Here is a 21,679-nt window from a genome sequence, read left to right on the forward strand (position 1 = left end):
ACAGAGACCGGGGCGGCTGCCGATGTGCCCCGGCCGACAGCCTCGGGACCGCGTGACGCCGACCGCGACGCCGTGTGGGAGGCGGGGATGGGAGTGCGCCGCGAGGTCCTCTCCGATGCCCACGTCGACCGGGCGAACGCCGCGATCACGGACTTCACCGCCGACTTCCAAGACCTCATCACCCGCTTCGCGTGGGGTGAGATCTGGACGCGGCCGGGCCTCGACCGGCGGATGCGCTCGGCGATCACGCTCACGGCGATGATCGCCGGTGGACACGAGGCGGAACTGAAGATGCACGTCAAGGCCGCGCTGCGCAACGGGCTCAGCCGCGACGAGGTCAAGGAGATCCTCCTCCAGTCCGCGATCTACTGCTCGGTGCCCTCGGCCAACACCGCCTTCGCCGTCGCCGCAGAGGCTCTCGCCGAGGTCGACGCCGACGGTCTCGACTGACCCGGCGCGCTCAGGCGCCGTCCGCGGCGGCGCCATCCTTGGCCGCGCCGTCCTTGGCCGCACCGTCCTTGGCCGCACCGTCCTTGGCCGCGACCTCGAGGTACTGGGCTGAGAGCATCCGGTAGGCGCGGGTGCCGAAGGCGGCGAGAGCGAGGACGATCGAGACGATGCCCGTCCACAGGAAGACGAGCGCGATGCCGCGCACGTCCCCCTCGCCGAGCAGCCAGCCCCAGCGGTCGGCGCCCGCATCGGTGCGCATGTACGGGATGACCCAGAACTCCGCGATCGGGGCGATGAGGAACGCGGTGATCGGCGCCGAGGCCGCCTCGAACGTCATGGCGAAGCCGAACACGCGGCCCTGCTGACGGAACGGCACGACCCGCTGGATGACCGTCTGCTCGGCGGCCTCGATGACCGGCAGCATGAGGAAGAAGCCCCACAGTCCGAGGCCGTAGAGGAGCCAGGACTCGCGCAGTGCGAAGACCGCGCCGAGCAGTCCGATGAGGCAGCAGAAGAGGAGCATCGTGCGGATCGGGTTGCGCCCGAGACCGAACTTCGCGACGAGTCCGCCGCCGATCATGAACCCGGTCGAGACCACGGCCAGGGCGATGCCCCAGGCCTGAGCGGACCCGAAGACCTCGATCCCGTAGGGGTCGGTGAGCGCCATGTAGACGCCGCCGACGAGGTTGTTGAGCGTCGTGAAGAGCACGAGCGCGAAGAGCCCGGGGGCGGCGAGGACCGCGGCGAGGCCGCCGCGGATGTCGACCCAGCCCGGCTGCCCCGCGGAGGCGACGATGACCGGCTCGGGGATCCGCAGGGTGAGGAGGTGGAGGAGGGAGAGGCCGATGAGGACGACGGCGATGGCGATCGACCAGCCCATCCCGAGGAACCCGACGGCGAGTCCGCTGAAGACGCTCGTGACGAGGAAGCCGAGCCCCTGGACGGTGCCGACGAGGCCGTTCGCGTTGGCGCGCTTGGGCCCGGGCACGAGCAGGGACACGGTCGTCGACAGGGCGATGCCGCGCAGCTGCTCGACGACGGCCCCGGCGAGCATGACGATGCTGAAGATCCAGAACCACGGTCCGCCGATGTCGAGGAGGATCGCATTCGGCACCGCCAGGTAGATGAGCCCGGTGACGGCGAAGAGGACGAGCGTGCCGGCCGTGGCGACGACCATGACCCGAAGCTTGCGGAACCGGTCGACGACGGTGCCGAAGAACATCGAGAAGAGAGCGACGAGGAGCATGTACGCCCCGCCGATGACCCCGGTGGCGAGCACCGATCGGGTCTCGAGGTAGACCCAGAAGGTCAGGGCGAACCAGAGGAAGCTCGTCGTGACGTTGGCGATGGCAGTGTTGACGAGGACATGGAGGAACGTCCGCTGTCCGCCCGGCGGCGGTTCGGGGTCAGCCGCATGGGGATCGTCGCTCATCACCGTCATGTCTCTCACAGTAGCCCGACGCACTGACATGGGACCGATCACATTGTGACGGCGCGGACTACCGGTGCCCGGTCGCGGGCACTAGGCTGGTGCGGTTGCCGCGGCCGCCCTGCCGTCGGTGAGAATCCGCACCCCATCCCAGAGGACAGCCATGAGCGATGCGCCCGTGCCCCGCCGGACCTACAAATTCGCCGTCTTCGCCCTCGCGATCGGCGCGTTCGGGATCGGCGTCACAGAGTTCGCCACGATGGGTCTCCTCCCGCAGATCGCCGCCGAGCTGCGCATCACCGTCCCGCAGGCCGGGCATGCGGTGTCCCTCTACGCCCTCGGCGTCGTCGTCGGCGCCCCGCTCATCACGACGATCGCCGCGCACATGGACCGCAAGCTCCTGCTCCTGTGCCTCATGGGACTCTTCGCCCTCGGCAATGTCGCCTCGATGCTCGCGCCGAATGCGGCGCTGTTCAACATCGCCCGCTTCGTCAGCGGCCTCCCCCACGGCGCCTACCTCGGCATCGGCGCGATCGTCGCGGCCTCGCTCGTGCCGGTGGGCCGCCGCGGCCGGGCGATGGCGAGGGTCATGCTCGGTCTGACGATCGCGAACATCGTCGGCGTGCCCGTCGCCGCGGCCCTCGGCAACGCCTTCGGCTGGCGCAGCGCCTATGCGCTCGTCGCCGCGCTCGGCATCCTCACCGTCATCATGGTCGCCATCGCAGTGCCCACGGTGAGACTCTCCCAAGCACCCTCGGCCCGCGGGAGATGAAAGCCCTGGCGCGGCCGCAGATCATCCTCACGCTGCTCGCCGGTTCGATCGGCTTCGGCGGCATGTTCGCCGTCTACACCTACATCACCCCGACGATGACCGAGGTCGCCCATGTCCCGGAGACCGCGATCCCGTGGGTGCTCGCCGTCTACGGTCTCGGCATGACGGCGGGTTCGCTCATCGCCGGTCCGCTCGTCGACAAGTCGATCGAACGGTCGGGCACCGGCGGCATGATCCTCTCCGCTCTCGTCCTCGCCGCGTTCGGGGCGTTCACGGAGAACGCCGCGGTCGCGATCGTCGCGCTCTTCTTCATCGGCATCGCAGGGTCCATGATCACGACCTCTCTGCAGATGCGGCTGCTGCGCGATTCGACCGACGCCCCGAGTCTCTCGGCGGCGATGAACCACGCGGCGTTCAATCTCGCCAACGCCCTCGGCGCGTGGCTCGGCGGCATCGTCATCACCGCCGGTCTCGGCTATCGGGCACCCGCGTGGGTGGGGGTGGGCCTGTGCATCGCCGGTCTCATCGTGCTGACGATCGCGATCGTCCTGCGCCGGAAGGGCCCGGCCGCGTCGTCGAGCCGGACGACGCTCGACCTGTGATCCTCCGCGCCCCGGCCGGCGATCTCAATTTCTGAGACACAGGCTGTGCGCCTGCTGAGACGAGCGTAGTGTCGGTCCGTCCACACGAGCACGACTGCCCGTCTTCACCACCACAGCGGAGCACAGAGAACATGTCCACCGAAACACAGCCGGACGGCGCGCCCGCGCAGTCCGCAGCCGAGTCCGAGGCGATCGCGGCGACGAGGAAGAACAACACGCGCGGCAAGGTGCTGAGCGCCTCGATGGTCGGCACGACCATCGAGTTCTTCGACTTCTACGCCTACGCGACGGCGTCCTCACTCGTCTTCCCCGCCCTCTTCTTCCCCAACCAGACCTCGACGACGCAGCTGCTGAGCTCGTTCGCGATCTTCGGCGTCGCCTTCGTCGCCCGCCCCGTCGGGTCGATCATCTTCGGTCACTTCGGCGACCGCATCGGCCGGAAGAAGACGCTCATCGCGTCCCTGCTCATCATGGGCATCGGCACGTTCCTCATCGGCCTCCTCCCCACCGCCGAGACCCCCGGCTGGGTCGTCCTCGCCCCGCTCCTCCTCGTCCTCCTCCGCTTCTCCCAGGGCGTGGGCCTCGGCGGCGAATGGTCGGGCGCGGCGCTGCTGGCGACGGAGAACGCGCCCAAGGGCAAGCGCGCGATCTGGGGAACATTCCCGCAGCTCGGCGCGCCCGTCGGGTTCATCCTCGCCAACCTCCTCTTCGTCGGCCTCAACTCGTGGCTCTCGCCCGAGGCGTTCCTCGCGTGGGGCTGGCGGATCCCGTTCCTCCTCTCGGCCCTCCTCGTCGCCGTCGGCCTCTACGTCCGGCTCTCGCTCATGGAGACCCCGGCGTTCCAACTCGTCGAGCAGCGCCAGCAGATCTCCCGGGCCCCGATCGGCCGCGTCTTCACCGGCAGCTGGCTGCCGTTGCTGCTCGGCACGTTCATCATGCTCGCGACCTACGTCATCTTCTACTTCATGACCGCGTTCACGCTCACGTACGGCACGTCCCCGGCGACGGTGGAGCAGGCGGAGACCGCCGCCGAGGCGGCCGGCAAGCCCTTCGATCCCGCGGGCTTCGTCGCGGGGCTCGGTTATGAGAAGAACGAGTTCCTCACCTACCTCATCATCGGCGTCGTGTTCTTCGGCATCTTCACCGTCGTCTCCGGACCGCTCGCGGAGAAGCTCGGACGCCGGAAGATGCTCATGGGCGTCACGGTGCTCATCGCCGTCTACGGGCTCGCCGTCAACGTGCTCTTCAACGCGGGCACCGTCGGCGTCGTCGCCGCCCTCATCATCGGCTTCACCCTCATGGGTCTGACGTTCGGGCCGATGGCCGCGTACCTGCCCGAGCTCTTCCCCGCCAACGTCCGCTACACGGGTTCGGCGGTGTCGTACAACATGGCCAGCGTCATCGGCGCCGGTCCCGCACCGTTCGCGATGGTCGCGCTGTGGCAGGCCGAGGGAGGCACGATCTTCTGGTGCGGCCTCTACATCGTCGCCGCCGCGTTCCTCACGTTCGTCGCGCTCTACTTCGCGAAGGAGACCGCGGACCTCGACATCGAGGCCGAACTGAGCTGAGTCCCGACCCAGCCGAACGCAGAGCTGAACTCAGCAGAGCAACAGCCAACGCCGAGGTGGACCCGCAGGTCCGCCTCGGCGCTTCGTGCAACGGTTTGGCAACGACCACCTCGGCGAGGGCCGACGAAACATCGATGTGACACAGGACACGGTACGATTCCTCACAGATGCCGCTCAGAATTCGGTTGCTGAGCGGCGCACATGCGTGTGACATCGCCGTCACCGACGATCTGGGAGGATCCATGAAACGACGCTTGACCATGGCCGCCGTGGCCGCTGGCGCTCTCTTCGCCCTGTCCGCATGCGGAGGTGGAGGATCGGGTTCGGAACCGACGGCCGAGGGCGGGGTTCCCCTCGTCAGCGAAGGACAGCTCACCGTCTGCTCCGACATTCCCTACGAGCCGTTCGAGTTCGTCGAGAACGGCGAGAACGTCGGCTTCGACATCGACCTCGCCCAGGGCCTGGCCGACGACCTCGGCGTCGAGCTCAACGTCATCACGACCGCCTTCGAGGCCATCCAGTCCGGGTCGGCGCTCGACACCGCTCAGTGCGACATCGCCCTGTCGGGCATGTCGATCACGGAGGACCGGAAGACGAAGATGGACTTCTCCGCGCCGTACCTCAAGGACAACCTCGGGCTCATGGCGACGAAGGAGTCCGGCATCAAGGGAATCGCCGACGTCAAGGGCAAGGAGGTCGGCGTGCAGCAGGCGACGACCGGTGAGACCTATGCCCAGGACAACGGCGCCACACCCGTCCAGTTCGAGGATTCGGGGCTGATGACCCAGGCGATCCAGACCGGTCAGGTCGATTCGGTGATCGGCAACATCTCCATCATCTCCACCGCCGTCGCCGCTGACGACAACCTCGTCTTCGTCGAGGAGTACGACACCGGCGAGGTCCTCGGCGCCGCGGTGAAGAAGGGCAATCAGCCGATGCTCGACGCCTTCGGCACGACGATGCAGCGCCTCTACTCCGACGGCGCCTACGACGCCGCCGTCGACAAGTGGTTCGGCGACGTCGCCGATGCCGCGCGGATCCCCGAAGCGGATCGGGCGGCGACGACTCCCTGACGTCCGTCCACGAGGCCCGGTCGGCGTGATGCCGGCCGGGCCTCGGCAGGTTCCCGTTCACCGACACCGCATGCGGCCCACCCCGCCGGATGCATGAGGGCTCCTCACATCGGGCCCAGAATTCTGGAGGCACTTTGGCTCTCAGCGTGCGCCAGCGCGAGCGAACATCCCGCGGCATCCAATACGGCATCCTCATCGTCGCCGTCCTTCTCGCCGTCTTCCTCGCCGACTGGCAGACGATCTACCTCAAGTTCTTCAATCCCGACGTGATCGCGGCGCAGTTCCCCGAGATCATCACGACTGCGCTCGTCAACACGATCATCTACACGGCGCTCGGGTTCGTGCTCGCGCTGTCGCTCGGGATCCTCCTCGCGCTGATGAAGATCTCGTCGGTCGCTCCCTACCGGTGGATCGCGACGGCCTACATCGAGCTCTTCCGCGGCGTGCCCGCCCTTCTCGTCTTCCTCGCGTTCGGCTATGCGGTGCCCTACGCGTTCGGCATCCGGATGGACACCTATGTCACAGTGATGCTCGCGCTCGGCATCGTCGAGTCCGCCTACATCGCCGAGACGATCCGCGCCGGGCTCCAGGCCGTGCCGAAGGGCCAGTACGAGGCGGCGCGGTCGCTGGGCATGTCCCACACGCGGGCGATGGTCACGATCGTCATCCCGCAGGCGTTCCGCATCATCCTGCCGCCGCTGACGAACGAGATCATCCTCATGACGAAGGATTCCTCGCTCATCTACATCCTCGGACTCACCGCCTCCCAGTACGAGCTGACGAAGTTCGGCAGAGAGGCGATCTCCAATCCGGAGGCGGGGCTGACACCGCTCGTCGTCGCCGGTGTCTGCTATCTCGTCATCACGGTCCCGTTGGGGATCCTCGCCCGGCGCTTCGAGTCGCGCACCGCCAAGATCAAGAAGTAGGACGATATGTCGATTGCATCGAAACCGACCGAGGACATCCACGCCGAAGGGTGCACGATCACCGGCCTGCACAAGTCCTACGACGATGTCGAGGTGCTCAAGGGCATCGATCTCGACGTCAAGCCGGGTCAGGTGGTCTGCCTCATCGGACCCTCAGGATCCGGGAAGTCGACCCTGCTGCGCTGCGTCAATCTGCTCGAGCAGCCCAACGCCGGGACGATCACCGTCGCGGGCTACGACGCGACGGACCCCGATGTGGAGATCAACAGTCTGCGCCGGCATGTCGGCATGGTGTTCCAGGCATTCAACCTCTTCCCGCACCTGACGGTCATGGACAACTGCACGATCTCGCAGCGCCGGGTGCTCAAGAGGGGCAGGGCGGAAGCGGAGCGGATCGCCCTCGACCGCCTCGCACAGGTGGGGTTGGAGGGCTTCGCCGAGCGCTACCCCGATCAGCTCTCCGGCGGCCAGCAGCAGCGCGTCGCGATCGCCCGCGCGCTCGCGATGGACCCCAACCTCATGCTCTTCGACGAACCGACCTCGGCGCTCGACCCGGAGACCGTGGGCGATGTCCTTCAGGTCATGCGTCGCCTCGCCGAGGCGGGGATGACGATGGTCGTCGTCACCCACGAGATGGAGTTCGCCCGCCAGGTCGCCGATCGTGTCGTCTTCATGGACGGCGGGGTCGTCGTCGAGGAGGGCCCGGCCAGGGACGTCATCGGCAATCCGCAGGAGCAGCGGACGAAGGACTTCCTCTCTCGCGTCCTCCACCCGGGACAGCTGGAGTAGCAGTCGTGAGCAGCTGGGATCCGACGAGTCAGGGCGTCCTCGCGTTGTCGTCGGGTCGATTGGTTCGGGGGCGCTCCCTGGCGCGGTCGAGACGCGTTGCTGCAGATGACCGACCGGACGCCGCGGACTTCGAGCTCATCCTCCTCGGCCGGCAGCGCGAGTTCGAGTCGGAGACGCATGGTCCCGCGCCAGCGATGGATCTGCGGTGGGTGGCGTGGCCCGATTTCGCCCTGCCGAAGGACCGGGACGATGCCGCGGATGCGTTCGTCGAGTGCTGGAGGCGAGCGGAGTTCGAACGCGTCGGCGTCGCCTGCAGCGGTGGGCGCGGGCGCACCGGGACCGCACTGGCCTGCCTGGCAGTCCTCGACGGAGTGACTCCCACCGAGGCGGTCGCCTTCGTCCGCACCCACTACGATGTCCGCGCCGTCGAGACCCCGTGGCAGCGCCGCTTCGTCGAGCGATTCTACCTCAATGGCACCGACTGACGCCGAGGCCACCACTTAACGCCGAGACCTCCGGGCAGAAGTGGCGGTCTCGATTCCAAGTGGTGATCTCGATGAGGCAAGCGCTTTGAGCTCGGCCTTGATCTCCATGAACGGCTGGGCGCGGAAGAGGTCTCCCCATACGAGGTTGAACACTCGCAGTCCGGAGTTGAGCAGCTTCATGTGACGTTCGTGGTTCTTCGCACTCGCCCGGTCGGGCCCGCCCTCGTTGAGGAAGTACTTCCCCAGCCCGTGGAACTCGACGACGAGCGGCAGAGTCTCGTGCCGGAAGTCGTTGCGGGCGATCCAGGAGCCGCTGGCATCAAACGAGTCGACCTGCGTAATCATGCCGGTGATTCCGAAGCGGTGGAACCTGACCGCGCACAGCGCCTCGCCCGCTGATTCGTGCAGCGGGCTCGCCAGCTCAAGCGCCAGCTGTGCGTTCCTGCACCCCCTGCCGCCGAGGCGGATACCGCTCTCGAGTGACGTCTTTGACACCTTCCCCTCGCGCAGAGCCTGGGAGATGAAGGGGACCGAGACATCGCTCGGATAGTCGTGGGCAAGGTCGAGGAGCGTCCGCCTCATCGACGTCACGGGAAGGTCGCCGACGCGGGCGCGATCGTCAGGCCCGACTTCACGATTCCGGTAGTGGACCGTCTGCTTCCTCTTCCCATACCCGGACCGGATGAGCTCGGCCGCTGTCGTCGTGGGAAACGGCGGATCGAGTCCGTGGATGATGGCTGCCGAGACGTGGGAGAAGAAGCTCCCCGGGAGCAGTTCCCGCGCGTAGGAGCGGATGAGCGTCTTGAGCTGCTCCGTGCTGTCACGGATGTCCCCGAAGGTCTGCGGGTACGGATGTCCCGACGCTTCATGGATCTCGTGGAGGACCTCATGGGCCGTGTTCTCGCATGGCTTCTTGAGCACGAACCAGCCGCGGCGGATCCTGCCGATGCACTCGTCGAACGTGTCGGCCCCGACGCCGAGGTCGCGCAACTCACTCGAGCTGAACACAGTGACCATGAACTCACAATAGCTATCAAACAGCTTCAAATGAATGCAAGCACCACATAAATTTTCTAAGCCACCATCGAGACGACCACTTCGCATCGAGACCGCCGGGCAGAAGTGGCGGTCTCGATGCCAAGCGGTGGTCTCGGCAAATCAGTGATTCACAGCCATCCGCGTCATCGTCACCCCTGAGTCGCCGACCGCGCCCGCGTGGACTTCCTCGAAGCCAGCACGCTCGTAGAGTCCGTGGTTGTTCGGGTTCGTCGTCTCCAGCCATGCGCCCTCGGCACCGAACTCGCGAAGGCCGGCCTCGATGAGTGCCGTCCCGATTCCCTCCCCTCGACGATCGGCAGTCACTGCCAGATCGTGGAGATACGGGCCGCTCGGCAGCGCCGAGTCTCCGCGAGCCTCACGCATCCCTTCCGCGAGCGCTCTCAGCTTGTCTCCCAAGAGCAGCCGCGCGATACCGGACGCACTGGGCAGAGTCAGTCCTGGAGAGCCCTTGTCGGGGATGCGCCACACGGCGACACCGACGACCGCGCCCTCATCGACAGCGACATGCCCGGCGCTCCGAGCGGCATAGGATTCGACACTCGGCCAGTAGAAGGTCGCAATCGCGTCAAGGCGTTCACTGGCCTCCCACTGCTCGGCAGGAAAGAGCCACTCGAGGAGGGGGTCCGCGGCGAAGGCACGAGTGATCGTCGTGCGCGCTGCCGCAGCGTGCGACGCGTCAATCCGCGTGTACTCCATGGTGCTCATGGGTCTCCTTCCTCATCGAGACCACCACTTAACGCCGAGACCACCGGTTATAAGCGGCGATCTCGGGCGCGGAGTGGTCGTCTCGGCGGCGGAGGCGTCAGGTGCCGCCTCAGCGGCCGCTGTGCTCCGCGATGATCTGGTCCGACGCCTTCTCGCTGACCATGTAGACGGCGCTGGCGATGAAGTAGCCGGGGATGTCGGGGAAGACACTCGCGTCGACGACGCGCAGGCCCTCGACACCCCGCACCCGCAGGTCCCCGTCGAGCACCGCCAGCGGATCGTCAGCGGTGCCGATCTTCGCGGTGCCGCACGCATGGTGGCCCCAGGCCTCGGCCATGACGTGATCGCGCAGCTTCTCCCGGGTGTCCGCCTCGGCGCCGGGGACGAGCTCGCGGACGATGCGGGTGTTCTCGATGTTCGAGGCGATCTCCCGCGCGAGCTCGATCCCGTCGACGACGCCGTCGAGGTCGGTCTCCCAGCCCTCGGACCCCTCGTCGAAATACCGCATCCGGATGTCGGGGACATCCCGCGGATCGGCCGAGCGCAGCCGCACGGACCCGGCACGGTCCCGTGTCCAGCCCTTGAGCACGAGGAGGCTCATCCGGTTGTGGTGGGGCTTCGCGTCGTACGAGTAGTTCGGGTAGTACCCGTGGAAGTCCGCGGCGAGGGAGAAGACGATGACATCGGTGCCGTCATCGGAGGCGGCACTCGTGCGGGCGACGAGGGCCGCGAGCGACCCGTTCGTCGAATACGGGCCGCCGCGGTCGTCCTTCCACTCCTTCATGAGGTGGTCATCGGGTTCGCCCGGTGCGGGCAGGTCGAGCGTCGACCCGTCGAAGATCGGGAAGTCGGCGTCGAGCTCGTTGACGACCGAGACCTCGTAGCGGTCGTGGAGGTTCTCCCCCACCCCCGGCAGATCGACGACGACGGGGATGCCGAGCTCCTGCAGCTCGGCGGCCGGACCGATCCCGGAGAGCTTGAGCAGCTGCGGGGTGTTGAACGCCCCGCCGGCGATGATCACCTCGCGGCGGGCGCGCACGATGCGGGCCGCCGGCGACGCCTCCGCGGACCGGCGCGCCTCCGGGGTCGCCCGGTAGAGCCCGGCACCGGGCAGGTATTCGATCCCGACGGCCCGGGTGCCCTCGAGGACCACCCGCGTGGCCAGCGCATCCTCGATGATCGTCAGCTTCTCCGGGTGAGCATCCCGCGCGGCGAGCAGTCGCTGCCGGGCGCCGTTGCGGTGCCCACCGCCGGCGGCCACGGGCACGAACGACATGCCCTGGTACTCCGGCGGGGTGTCGGCGGCGTTGATGTCACGCGGCAGGGACACCTCGGCGGGGATGTCGAACCTCTCCCGGCTCGTCGCCTCGGTGGCGTTGATGATGTCGAGGAACCGCGGTTCGCGACCGGCGATCGCCGGATCCGCCCGGGTCGTCGGCAGCCATCCGCCGTGCCCGTGGTGCGCCTTCTGGTCGCGCTCGGCCTCGGTGTCGCCGGGCAGGGGACGGGCGTCGACGCCCTGCCAGTCCTCGACGCGCTCGAAGATCGTCCGCATGTGCGCACTGCCCCAGGTCTCGTCCCCGGTCAGCGACGCCAGGGCATCCCAGTCCCGCGGCTGCGGAGCGATGTGGACGAGGGCGCTGACCGCGGTACTGCCCCCGAGCGTGCTGCCCCGCGGATAGAGGATCCCGCCCTCCTCGTCGACCCACTTCGAATCCCGCGCTCCGCGGTCGGGATCGTCGTAGTGGGAGACGAAGAAGTTCCACACCATGTCGACGTCCTCGCTGGCATAGGCCTGCATGACGGGGATGTCGTAGTACCGGCACCGGTGATCGCGGCCGGCCTCGAGGACGACGACGCTGAACCCCGCCGCGGCGAGGTTCGCGGCGAGCGGTCCGCCGCCCGCCCCCGACCCGACGACGACGAAATCGGCGGTTGTCTCAGGGGCTGCGGTGTCCGTCACTGGAGGTAGTTCTCGACTTCGCTGACGGGACGCTCCTTCGCGAGGTTGGGATCGCGTCCGGCATCGCGCTCCCCCTGCCGCTGGCGGAGGAGATCCCAGAGCTGATCGAGCTCGCCCTCGAGCTGGGCGATGCGCTGGTGCTCCTGCTCCTCGGTGATCTCACCGGCACCGAGGCGGCGGCGCAGTTCGCGCTCCTCCTCGACGGCGTCGTTGATCTGCTGATGGATCGACTTGTCACTGGCCATGACGGAACCTTTCGTGGGTGGGGGCGCTCAGCGGTGGACCTTGTCCATCCAGTCCGCGGGAACGCGGCCTGCGGGCCCGGGCACCGGCTGGGATGCGGGGTGAGACTCCGGCGGCGCGAGCTCGGGTCCGTCGAAGACCTGCTCGGTGCGGAAGTCGTAGAACCACGTCTCGCCCGGCTCGTAGCTGCGGATGACCGGGTGCGAGGTCTCCGCGGCGTGCTTGCTCGCATGCTGCGACGGGGAGGTGTCGCAGCACCCGATGTGACCGCAGGCCGCGCATCGGCGCAGGTGCACCCACCAGCCGCCCGTGGCTTCGCATTCGACGCATCCGGGTCCCGAGGGCGGAACCGCGGTGTCGATGTCTCCGGGTTCGAGTTGAATGTCCATGCACCGAGTATGGCACAAGTCACACTGGTTTCAGCCGGTCGTCTCCGCCTCTCCGGCGACCTCCGCGAGGATGACCCGATAGCCCAGGCGCGCGTCGTAGCCGTGGATCTCCCGGGTGTCGAGCGCGGACATGAAGTCGAGCACCTCGGCGGTGATGACCTGACCGGGCACGAGCACCGGGAAGCCGGGCGGGTACGGGGTGACGAACCCGGCCGAGACGGGGGTCTCCCCGGCGTCGACGCGGCGGCGCAGCTCGTGCGGGAGGACGTACTCGACCGACTTCTGCCGCAGACCCGCGTAGTACGCGGACCGCAGATCCCCGTCGGGCAGCTGCGCCTCGGGGTCCTCGGCGGGCACCTCGGCGGCGTATTCCGGGGCGAAGGCGCTGAAGTCGGGCAGCGGCGGCATCACGGCGGCGAGTTCCGTCGCTGCGTTCGCCCGGGTGAGCGCGTGCGGGTCGGAGAACTTCTCGGCGATCTTGACGAGCACCTCGATGAGGTAGGCGACGGCCGACCGGGAGGTGCCGATGTTCGTCATGAAGAGCACGGTGTTCCGGCTCGTCTTGTTGACCTGGATCCCGTAGCGGTCCATGAGGTATTCGTGTTTGAACGTGTCCCCGTCGACGCCGGTGCCGGTGATCTCGATGGTGATCCGGCTCGGGTCGACGACGAACTCGTCCGTCGTCCACGCGCTCCAGAACGTCCCGAGGCCGTCGCGCAGCGGCATCGACCGCGTCGTCTCCCGGTATTCGGCGGGGATGAGGTCCTTGGCGGTGAGCACGCGGAACGTCTTCTTCAAAAGCGGGTGCCGGGCCACCGCCGAGGCAAGGCTGACGGCGAGGTCGAGCTGCTTCTGGACGAGCGCGAAGCCCTCCATCTCGACCTGCCGGCGACCGAGGTCGAGGGAGGCGAGGATCTGATAGTTCGGCGACGTCGAGGTGTGCGTCATGTACGCCTCGTGGAAGGCCTCCTCGGCGCCGGCTCCGAACTCCTGATCGTAGACGTGGATCATCGACCCCTGCCGCAGCGCGGTCAGGGTCTTGTGCGTCGACTGCGTCGCATACACCCGGATCGTCGCATCCGGCGGGGCGAGCAGGGTCTCGTTCAGCCACACCTCGTCCGGCGCCGGCTCCCCGGTGACCGGATCGAACAGCCGCTTCCGCTGCTCCCGGTACGCGGCGTCGTGGGCGTTCGTCCGCAGGTTCTCATCGAGCCGCTCGGCCGCGACCATCGCGGTGCGCTTGCGGGTGACGGGATGGAAGCGGGCGAAGGCGAACCACGCCTCGTCCCAGAGGAAGACGAGGTCGGGTTTGATCGCGAGGCATTCGGCCATCACCCGCTCGGGGTCGTAGACGATGCCGTCGAACGTGCAGTTCGTCAGCGTGATCATCCGCACCTCGTCGAGGCGACCGGCGGCCCGGTAGTCGAGGAGGAGCTGCTTGATCCGCGACAGCGGCACCGCGCCGTAGAACGCGAAGTCGTTGAGCGGGTACGCCTCGAGGTAGGCGGCCCGGGCCCCGGTGAGCATGAGCGCGTGATGGTGGGACTTGTGGCAGTTGCGGTCGACCATGACGACCTCGCCGGGGGCGACGACGGCCTGGTGGACGATCTTGTTCGCCGTCGACGTCCCGTTCGTCACGAAGTACGTGCGCTTCGCACCGAACGCGCGGGCGGCCAGGGACTGCGCCTTCTTCAGGGTGCGCACCGGGGCGAGCAGGGAGTCGAGTTCGCCCGAGGTCGCGCTCGTCTCGGCGAGCAGCAGGTTGAGGCCGTAGAAGTCGACGAAGTCGCTGATCCACTTCGACCCGACGACCGATCCGCCGCGGGAGACCGGCAGGGCGTGGAAGACCCCGGCGGGGCGCCGGGCGTGCTCCTGGATCGCGGCGAAGAACGGGGTGTCGTAGAGGTGCTGGACGCGGCGGAGGAGGGAGAGGTGGAGCTCGAACTGGTCCTCCCGGCGGAAGACGCGGCGGAAGCGGTGGGTGAGCGCCCCGGCGAGGCTCTCGATGTGCGCCCCGGCCATGAGGTAGAGGTCGAGTTCGGGGCGGATGCCGGCGAGCGTGTCGGCCAGCCGCAGCACCCGGCGCACCGAGTTGAGCGGGCTCATCGGGCCGGTCGGCGACGACGTCGTCCCCTCGTGGGCGTAGGCCACGGCGGTGCGGAGGTCACGGCTGAGCACCTCGCGGGTGCGGTCGGTGAATCCGGGCCGGATGACGCACGCGAGCAGGTTGGGGTTCGTCAGCGCCGCGACGACGGCGTCATCGGCGGTGGGGACGATGACGTAGTCGTAGATGAACTGGTCGGAGGGGCTGCGAAGCTTGAGCAGGTCGGAGTGGAGTTCGTCGCGCCCGCCCTCGGTCGTCTCGTCGACGATGAGGACCTCGAACCGGGGACGCTGGTCCTGCCGGTCACGCAGCTCGTTGCGCTCCTCCTCGGTGAGCTCGTCCTCGAGGAGGTCGGGCACCGTCGTCCCGCGCAGCCGGTTGACCGCGCGGGTGATCATGTCGTGGGCTCGGTCGAACTCGCCGTCGGAGAGGAGCTCGGCGATCTCCTCGACGTAGCGCTGCCCGAACCCGCCCCAGTAGAGCTCGATGGTCTTCAGCGACCGCAGGGACCGCCACACCTCGCCGTCGGCGGCGATCATCGAGAAGTCCCCGCCGCTCATCACGAGGCGCTTGATCGCGTACTTGAGGTACTCCCACGCGTCCGAGCGCAGCCGCCACGTGCTCGCCGGCATTCCCGGGTCGCGTTCGAGCTTCGCCTTCTCCGGTCTCGTCAGGAACCCCGGTCGCAGCGGCGTTCGCGCACCTCCTCCGGAAGCCGACGGTTCGGGCGTGAAGATCGCCCGTCCCGGAAGATCGTCGGAGTCGATGCCGGTCATGCTGGAGCCTCCTGGCGTGGTGCGAAATCCGTTGTGCTGACGATCATACGGCCTGCCCTCATCCGTTTCGCCACCGCGGTGCCCACTTGAGACGAAAGAGTGATAAGCATGAGGAATGGATGCATCAGAGTCGCTGTCCGCCGGCCACCTCATCGTCCGCGAGCTCGAGGCCCACGGCGTCCGCCGTGCCTACCTCGTCCCGGGCGAGTCCTACCTCGACGTCCTCGACGGACTCCACGATTCGCCGATCACCCCGATCGTCTGCCGCCAGGAGGGCGGGGCCGGGTACATGGCCGTGGCCGAGGGGCGGATGACCGGGGTCCCGGGGGTCGCCATGGTCACCCGCGGTCCCGGCGCTGCGAACGTCATGGCCGCCGTCCACACCGCCCACCAGGACGCGACCCCGCTCGTCGTCTTCGTCGGCCTCATCCCCACCTCCCACCGCGGTCGGGAGTCGTTCCAGGAGTTCGACCTCACCGGGTGGTTCGGCTCGACGACGAAGAAGGTCCTCGTCCTCGATGATCCGGACAAGGCCGCCGAGGTGGTCGCCGACGCCCTGCACACCGCGGTCACCGGCCGCCGGTCCCGTCGTCGTCGGCCTGCCCGAGGAGGTGCTGACCCAGCGCACGACCGCCTCGGCGCTGCCGCCCCTGACCGTCGGGGTGCCCGCCCCCGACGACGGCGACCTCACCGAGGTGCGGGCCCGCATCGATCAGGCCGAGCGTCCCGTCCTCATCATCGGCGGGGAGGACTGGCCGCAGGCCACGGCCGAGCGCATCGCCCGCTGGTCGCCGACCGGGGTCTCGGGGTGCTCGGCACATTCCGCGCCTACGACGGGATCGACCACGACAGCCCGAACTTCCTCGGCATCCTCGGGTACGGGGCGGCCCCGGTGGCCGAGCGGGTGTTCGCCGAGGCCGACCTCCACATCTTCCTCGGCTGCGTCCGCACGGACGTCGCCACCGACGGGTTCACGCTCGGCACGGAGCAGAAGACGATCGTCATCGGCCCCGACCCCGATGCGCACGGTCACTTCGGGCGCCTCGATGAGCACATCGTCACCTCGGTGAGCCGGTTCGCCGCCCGACTCGTCGCCGCGGACGGGACCCCGGACTACGCGGTGACCGCAGACGGCGCGGTCAACGAGGTCGGCGAAGGGGAGTCCGGCGGCGCGGCCGCGCCCGAGCTGCCTGCGTGGATCACCGCGGCCCGCGCCGAGCTCGAGGCATGGCGGGTGCCGAAGCCGGCGCCGGCCGAAGCGGAGGCAGGCCCCGGCTTCGTCGACATGGACGAGGCGTTCACCCACGTCAGGGAGCTGCTGCCGGAGGATGCGATCGTCACCTACGGGGCGGGGAACTTCTCCGGATGGGCGACGCGGTTCCTGCCCACGCACGCCTTCCCCTCGGCACTCGGGCCGCGCAACGGGTCGATGGGCTTCGGGGTGCCGGCCGCCGTCGCCGCGGGACTCGTCGCCCCCGACCGGACGATCTTCTGCATCGCCGGGGACGGGGACTTCCTCATGAACGGCCAGGAGCTCGCGACGGCCGCGCAGTACGGGATCGACCTCACGATCGTCGTCAACGACAACTCCGTCTACGGCACGATCCGCGGCCACCAGGACCGCGACTACCCGGGCCGCGCGACGGGCACCGCCCTGGACAACCCCGACTTCGCGGCGATGGCCACGGCGTTCGGCGGACTCGGCATCCGGGTCGAGCGGACCGCGGACTTCCGTGAGGCCTTCGCCGCCGCGCTGGACCACCGGGGCCCGGCGCTCGTCCACTGCATCACCGACCCCGCGATCCGCGGCGCCCGGCTGTGATGGCAGACTCGAGAAGACCGGGTCACCGGTGACAGCGACGTCCACGACGAAGGCAGCCCCATGAGAATCGACGCGATCTTCACGGATCTCGACGCCCACACCCTCGACCCCGCCCGTCCCCGGGCCCAGCGGATCGGGGTGTTCGCCGGTCGGATCGTCGGCGTCGACGAGGAACTCGACGGCGTCACCGCCGACCGCGTCGAATCGCTCGGCGGGGCGACCGTGCTGCCGGGCTTCAACGACGTCCACTGCCACACGACGTGGTTCGGCCTCACACTCGCCTCCGTCGACGTCACGGCGATGCCCGGGGGGCTGCCCGACGTCTACGCGGCCCTCGAGCAGGCGGCGGCGACGACACCCGAGGGCGAGTGGATCGAGGCGACCGGTTTCGCCCACCGCGACTACGACGGGCAGTACCCGGAGCTCGCCCGCCTCGATGCGATCACCGGCAGCCGGCCCCTCTTCATGCGCCAGACCTCGGGACATGCGGCGATCGTCAACACCGAGGCGATGCGCCGGGCCGGCATCCTCGACCGAGGCTTCACCGACCCGGTCGGCGGGAAGGTCGTCCGCGACCCGGCCGGCCACCCGACGGGACTCGTCGAGGAGACCGCGCAGGGCCTCGTCCAGGACCTCATCCGCCCGTACTCGCTCGACACGATCGTCGAGGCCCTCGATCTCGCGACGACGCAGTACGCGAAGGAGGGCATCACCTCGTTCGGCGAATGCGGCATCGCCTACGGCTGGATCGGCCACTCCCCCATCGAGATCTCCGCGTACCTGCGGGCCCGCGAGGAGGGGAGGCTGCGGGCCCGGGCGCAGCTGATGCCGCAGGCCGACGGCCTCCACGCGATCGCCGCGAACCCGGCCGACGGCTTCGGCATCGGCCTCGACGCGGGACTGCGCACCGGCCTCGGCGACGACCTCATCAGCATCGGCCCGGTGAAGTTCTTCATGGACGGGGCGATGAGCGGGGAGACCGCCGCGCTGCGGGAGAACTACGCGGGCCGCGATCATCGCGGGTATCTCCAGGCCGACGCCGAGGTGCTGCGCCGCCAGATCCTCGACACGTACGCCTCCGGGTGGTCGCTGGCCGTCCACGCGATCGGCGACGCCGCCGTCGATGCGGCGATCGCGAACATCGTCGAAGCGCAGAGACTCCACGGCAGGCGGGCGGTGCCCAACCGCATCGAACACGCGGGGCTCGTCCACGACGAGCACCTGGCGACGCTCGCCGAACACGGCATCGCGGTGACCCCGCAGGCCGCGTTCGCCGAGGCGATCGGCGACGGGATGAACCGGTCGCTCGGACCCGAGCGCCGCCGCCTGCTCTACCGGGCGAAGTCGTTCGTCGACGCCGGGGTCCTGCTGCCCGGCAGCTCGGATCGCCCGTGCGCCGACGGCACGGCGCTGCGCGGCATCGAGGCCTTCGTCACCCGCGCGACCCGGGACGGCGACGTCATGGGTGCGGCGGCCGAGCGGCTCACCCCCGCCGAGGCGGTCGCCGCCTACACCTCGGTCGCCGCCGTCGCCTCGGGGCAGGGTGCGGACAAGGGCACGCTGACCCGGGGGAAGTTCGCCGACTTCGTCGCCCTCGACGCCCATCCCGCCGAGGTGGCCCCCGACGAGATCGCCGGCATCCCCGTCCGCGCGACCGTCCTCGGCGGCGCGTTCACCCACGACGCCCGGTAGCTCAGCGGCGCGGGAGGGCGCTCAGCGGCGCGGGAAGTCGAGGTCGGTGAGGACCGTCTCGAGGATGCCGAGGCCCTTCTCGAGGTCGTCCTCGCCGATGTTGATCGGCGGGAGACGTGGATGCGGTGGTAGTTGCTGAACGCGACGAGGCCGTGCTCCTTGAGGGCGGCGAGCACCGAGGCGACCTCGGGTGAGCCGCCGCCGTAGGGGGCCAGCGGCTCCTTCGTCTCCTTGTCCCAGACGAGTTCGATCGCCCAGAACGCCCCGGTCCCGCGGACCTCGCCGACATGCTTCGAGGCCTCCGCGATCTGCCGCAGACGGGGTCCGATGATCTCCTCGCCGATCCGGGCGGCGTGGGCGACCATGCCCTCGTTCTCCATCGCGTCGATCGTCGCGACCGCGGCCGCGCACGCGAGCGGGTGACCGGAGTACGTCAGACCTCCGGGATAGGCCACCTCGGCGAAGGAGTCGTAGATGGCATCGTCCATGATGACGCCCCCGAGCGGGACGTACCCGGAGTTCACGCCCTTGGCGAAGGTGATGATGTCGGGGACGATGTCGAAGTGCTCGAAGGCGAACCACCGGCCGGTGCGGCCGAAGCCGGCCATCACCTCGTCGGCGATGAGGACGATGTCGTGGGCGTCGGCGAGCGCCCGCACGCCCTGCATGTACTCCGGGCTCGGGATCATGATGCCCGCGGTGCCGGGGATCGGTTCGAGGACGATCGCGGCGATCGTCGACGGGCCCTCGAGTTCGATCGTGCGCTCGAGGTGGCGCAGGGCGCGCTCGGTCTCCTCCGCCTCGGTGGTCGCGGCGAACTCGGAGCGGTAGAGGAAGGGGCCGAAGAAGTGGACGACACCGGAATCGCCGAGGTCGTTCCTCCACCGGCGCGGATCGCCGGTGACGTTGATCGCCGTCTGCGTGCCCCCGTGGTACGAGCGGTAGCGGGAGAGGACCTTGTGCCTGCCGGTGTGGAGGCGGGCCATGCGGATCGCGTGCTCGTTGGCGTCGGCCCCGCCGTTGGTGAAGAAGACGTGGTCGAGGCCGGCCGGGGTGCGCTCGGTGATGAGGCGCGCGGCCTCCGACCGGGCGGCGTTGGCGTAGGCGGGGCTGATCGTGCAGAGCAGATCGGCCTGGTCCTTGATTGCCTGGACGACCTTGGGATGCTGGTGGCCGATGTTCGTGTTGACGAGCTGGGAGGAGAAGTCGAGCAGCGGGCGGCCCTCACCGTCGTAGATGTACGAGCCCGCCGCGCGGGAGACGGTCATCGGGTCGAGCGTCCTCTGCGCCGACCACGAATGGAAGACGTGGGCCCGGTCGAGGTCGTAGGCGCGGGCGGATTCGTCCCTGATCTCCGCGAGCTCCGCGTCGCTGAACTGCTCCATGATCGTCACCTCTCGCGCTCGTCCGGGCCCCTGACCGGGGCGCGCGGCGCAGCCTCGGCGCCGCCTACGCTCAAGGGTAGAGCACTGGGAGGCCAGGTCCGCGGACTACAGTGAACCTCATGCCCTACCGGACGATCGCGCGCCCCGCCGCAGCCGAGATCGAGATCAGGAAGTCCCGGTTCCTCGGCCTCATCGCCCCGGTGGAGACCGAGGCGCAGGCCCGGGAGATCATCGCTGCCCGCCGCGCGGAGCATCCGAAGGCCCGCCACCACTGCACGGCGTTCATCCTCGATCCCGATGCGCGCACGCAGCGCTTCAGCGACGACGGGGAACCGGCGGGCACGGCGGGCGCCCCGATCCTCGACGTCCTCGCCGGCCGCGACCTCACGTACGTCCTCGCCGTCGTCACCCGGTACTTCGGGGGAACCCTGCTCGGTGCGGGCGGGCTCGTGCGCGCCTACGGCCAGGCCGCCTCGGCGGCGGTCGATGAGGCATCGATCATCACGAAGCAGGAGCTCGTGCCGGTGCGGGCGACCGTCGACTACGCGCAGGCGAACGCCCTCGAGCGCGCGGCGGGCGTCCGCGGCTGGTCGGTGCGGGCGGAGTACGGCGCCGAGGTGACGCTCGACGTCCTCGTCCCCGTCGCCGAGGTGGACCCGGCCCTGACGATGTTCGCCGACCTCACAGCGGGGCGGGCCCAGCCGGAGTCGGCGACGTGGAGTGGGTGTGAGGCTGTCGCCCCAGTGTTTCTGCTCAGTCGAGCGCGGCGATCTTCGCGACCTGCGCGTTCGTGAGCATGACGAGGTCCTCGGGTCGGATCTCGATCTCGAGGCCGCGGCGGCCGGCTGAGACGAAGACCGAGGCGTGCTCGAGCACGGTGCGGTCGATGACGACGGGCACGGCGTGGCGCTGCCCGAACGGGGAGACGCCGCCGACCGGGTAGCCGGTGCGGCGCTCGGTCTCCGCGACCCCGGCCAGCTGCGCCTTCTTCGCGCTGCGCGCCGAGGCGAGGGCCTTGAGGTCGAGCTGTCCCGAGACGGGGACGAGAGCGGTGACGGGCGCGCCGTCGACCTGGATCATCAGGTCTTGAAGACCTGGTCGGACCCGACGCCGAGCTTGTCAGCGGCTTCCGAGCCGTAGCGCCGGGTGGCGGGGTCGTGCTCGAAGCTGTGCAGGCTGTAGTCGATGCCCGCGAGATTGAGAACGCGAACGGCCGGGGTAGCCGCGCTGGCCGATTTGGATGCAGATGCAACTGTCATAAGGGGGTCGTGCCTCCTGCCCGCGGGTCGAGAGGGAGACGCAGAGCGCGACTGCCGGAGCCTCGCGCTCTTCCCAGCTCGATACGGACGGAATGTTGTATCGGTTACTGATTGGGTACCCGCCCACAATAGGCGAACCGTCAAGCCCAGCGCCAATCAATGAAGGCAAACCGAACTTGCCGGTAGCG

18 protein-coding genes and 2 pseudogenes are annotated in these 21,679 nt (G+C 69.0%); 11 read left to right on the plus strand and 9 right to left on the minus strand.

Annotated features, from left to right (window positions below; all coding sequences use genetic code 11):
- The first annotated feature begins 24 nt into the window (after positions 1 to 24).
- Entirely contained in the window at positions 25 to 450 is a 426-nt protein-coding gene (gene pcaC / locus AC2W7K_RS06300) for a 4-carboxymuconolactone decarboxylase (RefSeq protein WP_376871364.1), read from the plus strand.
- A gap of 10 nt (positions 451 to 460) precedes the next feature.
- Here pcaC and AC2W7K_RS06305 read toward each other — a convergent pair whose 3' ends face one another.
- Entirely contained in the window at positions 461 to 1,882 is a 1,422-nt protein-coding gene (locus AC2W7K_RS06305) for an MFS transporter (RefSeq protein ID WP_344251455.1), read from the minus strand.
- Positions 1,883 to 2,042: 160 nt separating this feature from the next.
- Here AC2W7K_RS06305 and AC2W7K_RS06310 point away from each other — a divergent pair, with 160 nt between their 5' ends.
- From AC2W7K_RS06310 to AC2W7K_RS06340, 7 genes are all read left to right on the plus strand, one after another.
- Complete coding sequence (locus AC2W7K_RS06310; protein WP_486005898.1) at positions 2,043 to 2,651, plus strand: MFS transporter; 609 nt, start codon at positions 2,043 to 2,045, stop codon at positions 2,649 to 2,651.
- Positions 2,648 to 3,253 (plus strand): MFS transporter, encoded by a 606-nt coding sequence (locus AC2W7K_RS06315; protein WP_486005899.1) that lies wholly within the window; start codon positions 2,648 to 2,650, stop codon positions 3,251 to 3,253. Before AC2W7K_RS06310 ends, AC2W7K_RS06315 begins: the two co-directional genes overlap by 4 nt.
- Positions 3,254 to 3,384: 131 nt before the next feature.
- On the plus strand, positions 3,385 to 4,821 hold the full coding sequence (locus AC2W7K_RS06320) for an MFS transporter (RefSeq protein WP_137825180.1): 1,437 nt from the start codon (positions 3,385 to 3,387) through the stop codon (positions 4,819 to 4,821).
- A gap of 242 nt (positions 4,822 to 5,063) precedes the next feature.
- Positions 5,064 to 5,894 carry an ABC transporter substrate-binding protein gene (locus tag AC2W7K_RS06325; RefSeq protein ID WP_137825181.1) on the plus strand — a complete coding sequence of 277 codons (831 nt, stop codon included), beginning with the start codon at positions 5,064 to 5,066 and terminating at the stop codon, positions 5,892 to 5,894.
- A 134-nt stretch (positions 5,895 to 6,028) separates the two neighbouring features.
- Positions 6,029 to 6,820, plus strand: coding sequence for an amino acid ABC transporter permease (locus tag AC2W7K_RS06330; RefSeq protein WP_198500565.1), 792 nt, complete (start codon positions 6,029 to 6,031; stop codon positions 6,818 to 6,820).
- Positions 6,821 to 6,826: 6 nt separating this feature from the next.
- The gene (locus tag AC2W7K_RS06335) at positions 6,827 to 7,609 is read left to right on the plus strand and encodes an amino acid ABC transporter ATP-binding protein (protein WP_137825183.1); all 783 of its coding nucleotides are present in this window, start codon (positions 6,827 to 6,829) and stop codon (positions 7,607 to 7,609) included.
- Between the two features lie 5 nt (positions 7,610 to 7,614).
- Complete coding sequence (locus AC2W7K_RS06340) at positions 7,615 to 8,094, plus strand: protein-tyrosine phosphatase family protein (protein WP_486005900.1); 480 nt, start codon at positions 7,615 to 7,617, stop codon at positions 8,092 to 8,094.
- 15 nt (positions 8,095 to 8,109) lie between these two features.
- Here AC2W7K_RS06340 and AC2W7K_RS06345 read toward each other — a convergent pair whose 3' ends face one another.
- From AC2W7K_RS06345 to AC2W7K_RS06370, 6 genes are all read right to left on the minus strand, one after another.
- Positions 8,110 to 9,111: a hypothetical protein gene (locus AC2W7K_RS06345; RefSeq protein ID WP_344251441.1), complete on the minus strand. Its 1,002-nt coding sequence runs from the start codon at positions 9,109 to 9,111 to the stop codon at positions 8,110 to 8,112.
- A gap of 141 nt (positions 9,112 to 9,252) precedes the next feature.
- Positions 9,253 to 9,858: a GNAT family N-acetyltransferase gene (locus AC2W7K_RS06350; protein WP_344258484.1), complete on the minus strand. Its 606-nt coding sequence runs from the start codon at positions 9,856 to 9,858 to the stop codon at positions 9,253 to 9,255.
- Between the two features lie 109 nt (positions 9,859 to 9,967).
- Positions 9,968 to 11,821 carry a GMC family oxidoreductase gene (locus AC2W7K_RS06355; RefSeq protein WP_376871343.1) on the minus strand — a complete coding sequence of 618 codons (1,854 nt, stop codon included), beginning with the start codon at positions 11,819 to 11,821 and terminating at the stop codon, positions 9,968 to 9,970.
- Positions 11,818 to 12,066 (minus strand): DUF2630 family protein, encoded by a 249-nt coding sequence (locus tag AC2W7K_RS06360; RefSeq protein ID WP_137825187.1) that lies wholly within the window; start codon positions 12,064 to 12,066, stop codon positions 11,818 to 11,820. Before AC2W7K_RS06360 ends, AC2W7K_RS06355 begins: the two co-directional genes overlap by 4 nt.
- Positions 12,067 to 12,093: 27 nt before the next feature.
- Positions 12,094 to 12,453 (minus strand): UBP-type zinc finger domain-containing protein, encoded by a 360-nt coding sequence (locus AC2W7K_RS06365; protein WP_344251444.1) that lies wholly within the window; start codon positions 12,451 to 12,453, stop codon positions 12,094 to 12,096.
- Positions 12,454 to 12,483: 30 nt separating this feature from the next.
- Positions 12,484 to 15,333 (minus strand): aminotransferase class I/II-fold pyridoxal phosphate-dependent enzyme, encoded by a 2,850-nt coding sequence (locus AC2W7K_RS06370; RefSeq protein ID WP_344251445.1) that lies wholly within the window; start codon positions 15,331 to 15,333, stop codon positions 12,484 to 12,486.
- A 115-nt stretch (positions 15,334 to 15,448) separates the two neighbouring features.
- Here AC2W7K_RS06370 and AC2W7K_RS06375 point away from each other — a divergent pair, with 115 nt between their 5' ends.
- Together AC2W7K_RS06375 and AC2W7K_RS06380 are read left to right on the plus strand one after the other, a co-directional pair.
- Positions 15,449 to 17,155, plus strand: coding sequence for a thiamine pyrophosphate-dependent enzyme (locus AC2W7K_RS06375; protein WP_486005901.1), 1,707 nt, complete (start codon positions 15,449 to 15,451; stop codon positions 17,153 to 17,155).
- Positions 17,156 to 17,215: 60 nt separating this feature from the next.
- The gene (locus AC2W7K_RS06380) at positions 17,216 to 18,847 is read left to right on the plus strand and encodes an amidohydrolase (RefSeq protein WP_198500558.1); all 1,632 of its coding nucleotides are present in this window, start codon (positions 17,216 to 17,218) and stop codon (positions 18,845 to 18,847) included.
- A gap of 21 nt (positions 18,848 to 18,868) precedes the next feature.
- Here the strand turns inward: AC2W7K_RS06380 and AC2W7K_RS06385 are convergent.
- Positions 18,869 to 20,232, minus strand: a pseudogene (locus AC2W7K_RS06385) (aminotransferase class III-fold pyridoxal phosphate-dependent enzyme).
- A gap of 119 nt (positions 20,233 to 20,351) precedes the next feature.
- On the opposite strand from AC2W7K_RS06385, the gene AC2W7K_RS06390 reads away from it, so the two are divergent.
- Positions 20,352 to 21,026, plus strand: a complete 675-nt coding sequence (locus tag AC2W7K_RS06390) for a YigZ family protein (RefSeq protein WP_486005902.1) — start codon at positions 20,352 to 20,354, stop codon at positions 21,024 to 21,026.
- Here AC2W7K_RS06390 and ybaK read toward each other — a convergent pair.
- Positions 20,986 to 21,491 (minus strand): annotated as a pseudogene (gene ybaK, locus AC2W7K_RS06395) (Cys-tRNA(Pro) deacylase). The gene AC2W7K_RS06390 and the pseudogene ybaK sit on opposite strands and share 41 nt — an antisense overlap.
- Between the last annotated feature and the right edge of the window lie 188 nt (positions 21,492 to 21,679).

The sequence above is a fragment of the Brevibacterium sp. LAARM2_SD2 genome (genome assembly GCF_057364785.1).

Coding starts and splice junctions, on each gene's coding strand:
- AC2W7K_RS06305 (WP_344251455.1), bottom strand. CDS start 1,882: ATGAGCGACGATCCCCATGCGGCTGACCCCGAACCGCCGCCGGGCGGA.
- AC2W7K_RS06310 (WP_486005898.1), top strand. CDS start 2,043: ATGAGCGATGCGCCCGTGCCCCGCCGGACCTACAAATTCGCCGTCTTC.
- AC2W7K_RS06315 (WP_486005899.1), top strand. CDS start 2,648: ATGAAAGCCCTGGCGCGGCCGCAGATCATCCTCACGCTGCTCGCCGGT.
- AC2W7K_RS06320 (WP_137825180.1), top strand. CDS start 3,385: ATGTCCACCGAAACACAGCCGGACGGCGCGCCCGCGCAGTCCGCAGCC.
- AC2W7K_RS06325 (WP_137825181.1), top strand. CDS start 5,064: ATGAAACGACGCTTGACCATGGCCGCCGTGGCCGCTGGCGCTCTCTTC.
- AC2W7K_RS06335 (WP_137825183.1), top strand. CDS start 6,827: ATGTCGATTGCATCGAAACCGACCGAGGACATCCACGCCGAAGGGTGC.
- AC2W7K_RS06345 (WP_344251441.1), bottom strand. CDS start 9,111: ATGGTCACTGTGTTCAGCTCGAGTGAGTTGCGCGACCTCGGCGTCGGG.
- AC2W7K_RS06350 (WP_344258484.1), bottom strand. CDS start 9,858: ATGAGCACCATGGAGTACACGCGGATTGACGCGTCGCACGCTGCGGCA.
- AC2W7K_RS06360 (WP_137825187.1), bottom strand. CDS start 12,066: ATGGCCAGTGACAAGTCGATCCATCAGCAGATCAACGACGCCGTCGAG.
- AC2W7K_RS06365 (WP_344251444.1), bottom strand. CDS start 12,453: ATGGACATTCAACTCGAACCCGGAGACATCGACACCGCGGTTCCGCCC.
- AC2W7K_RS06370 (WP_344251445.1), bottom strand. CDS start 15,333: ATGACCGGCATCGACTCCGACGATCTTCCGGGACGGGCGATCTTCACG.
- AC2W7K_RS06375 (WP_486005901.1), top strand. CDS start 15,449: ATGGATGCATCAGAGTCGCTGTCCGCCGGCCACCTCATCGTCCGCGAG.
- AC2W7K_RS06380 (WP_198500558.1), top strand. CDS start 17,216: ATGAGAATCGACGCGATCTTCACGGATCTCGACGCCCACACCCTCGAC.
- AC2W7K_RS06390 (WP_486005902.1), top strand. CDS start 20,352: ATGCCCTACCGGACGATCGCGCGCCCCGCCGCAGCCGAGATCGAGATC.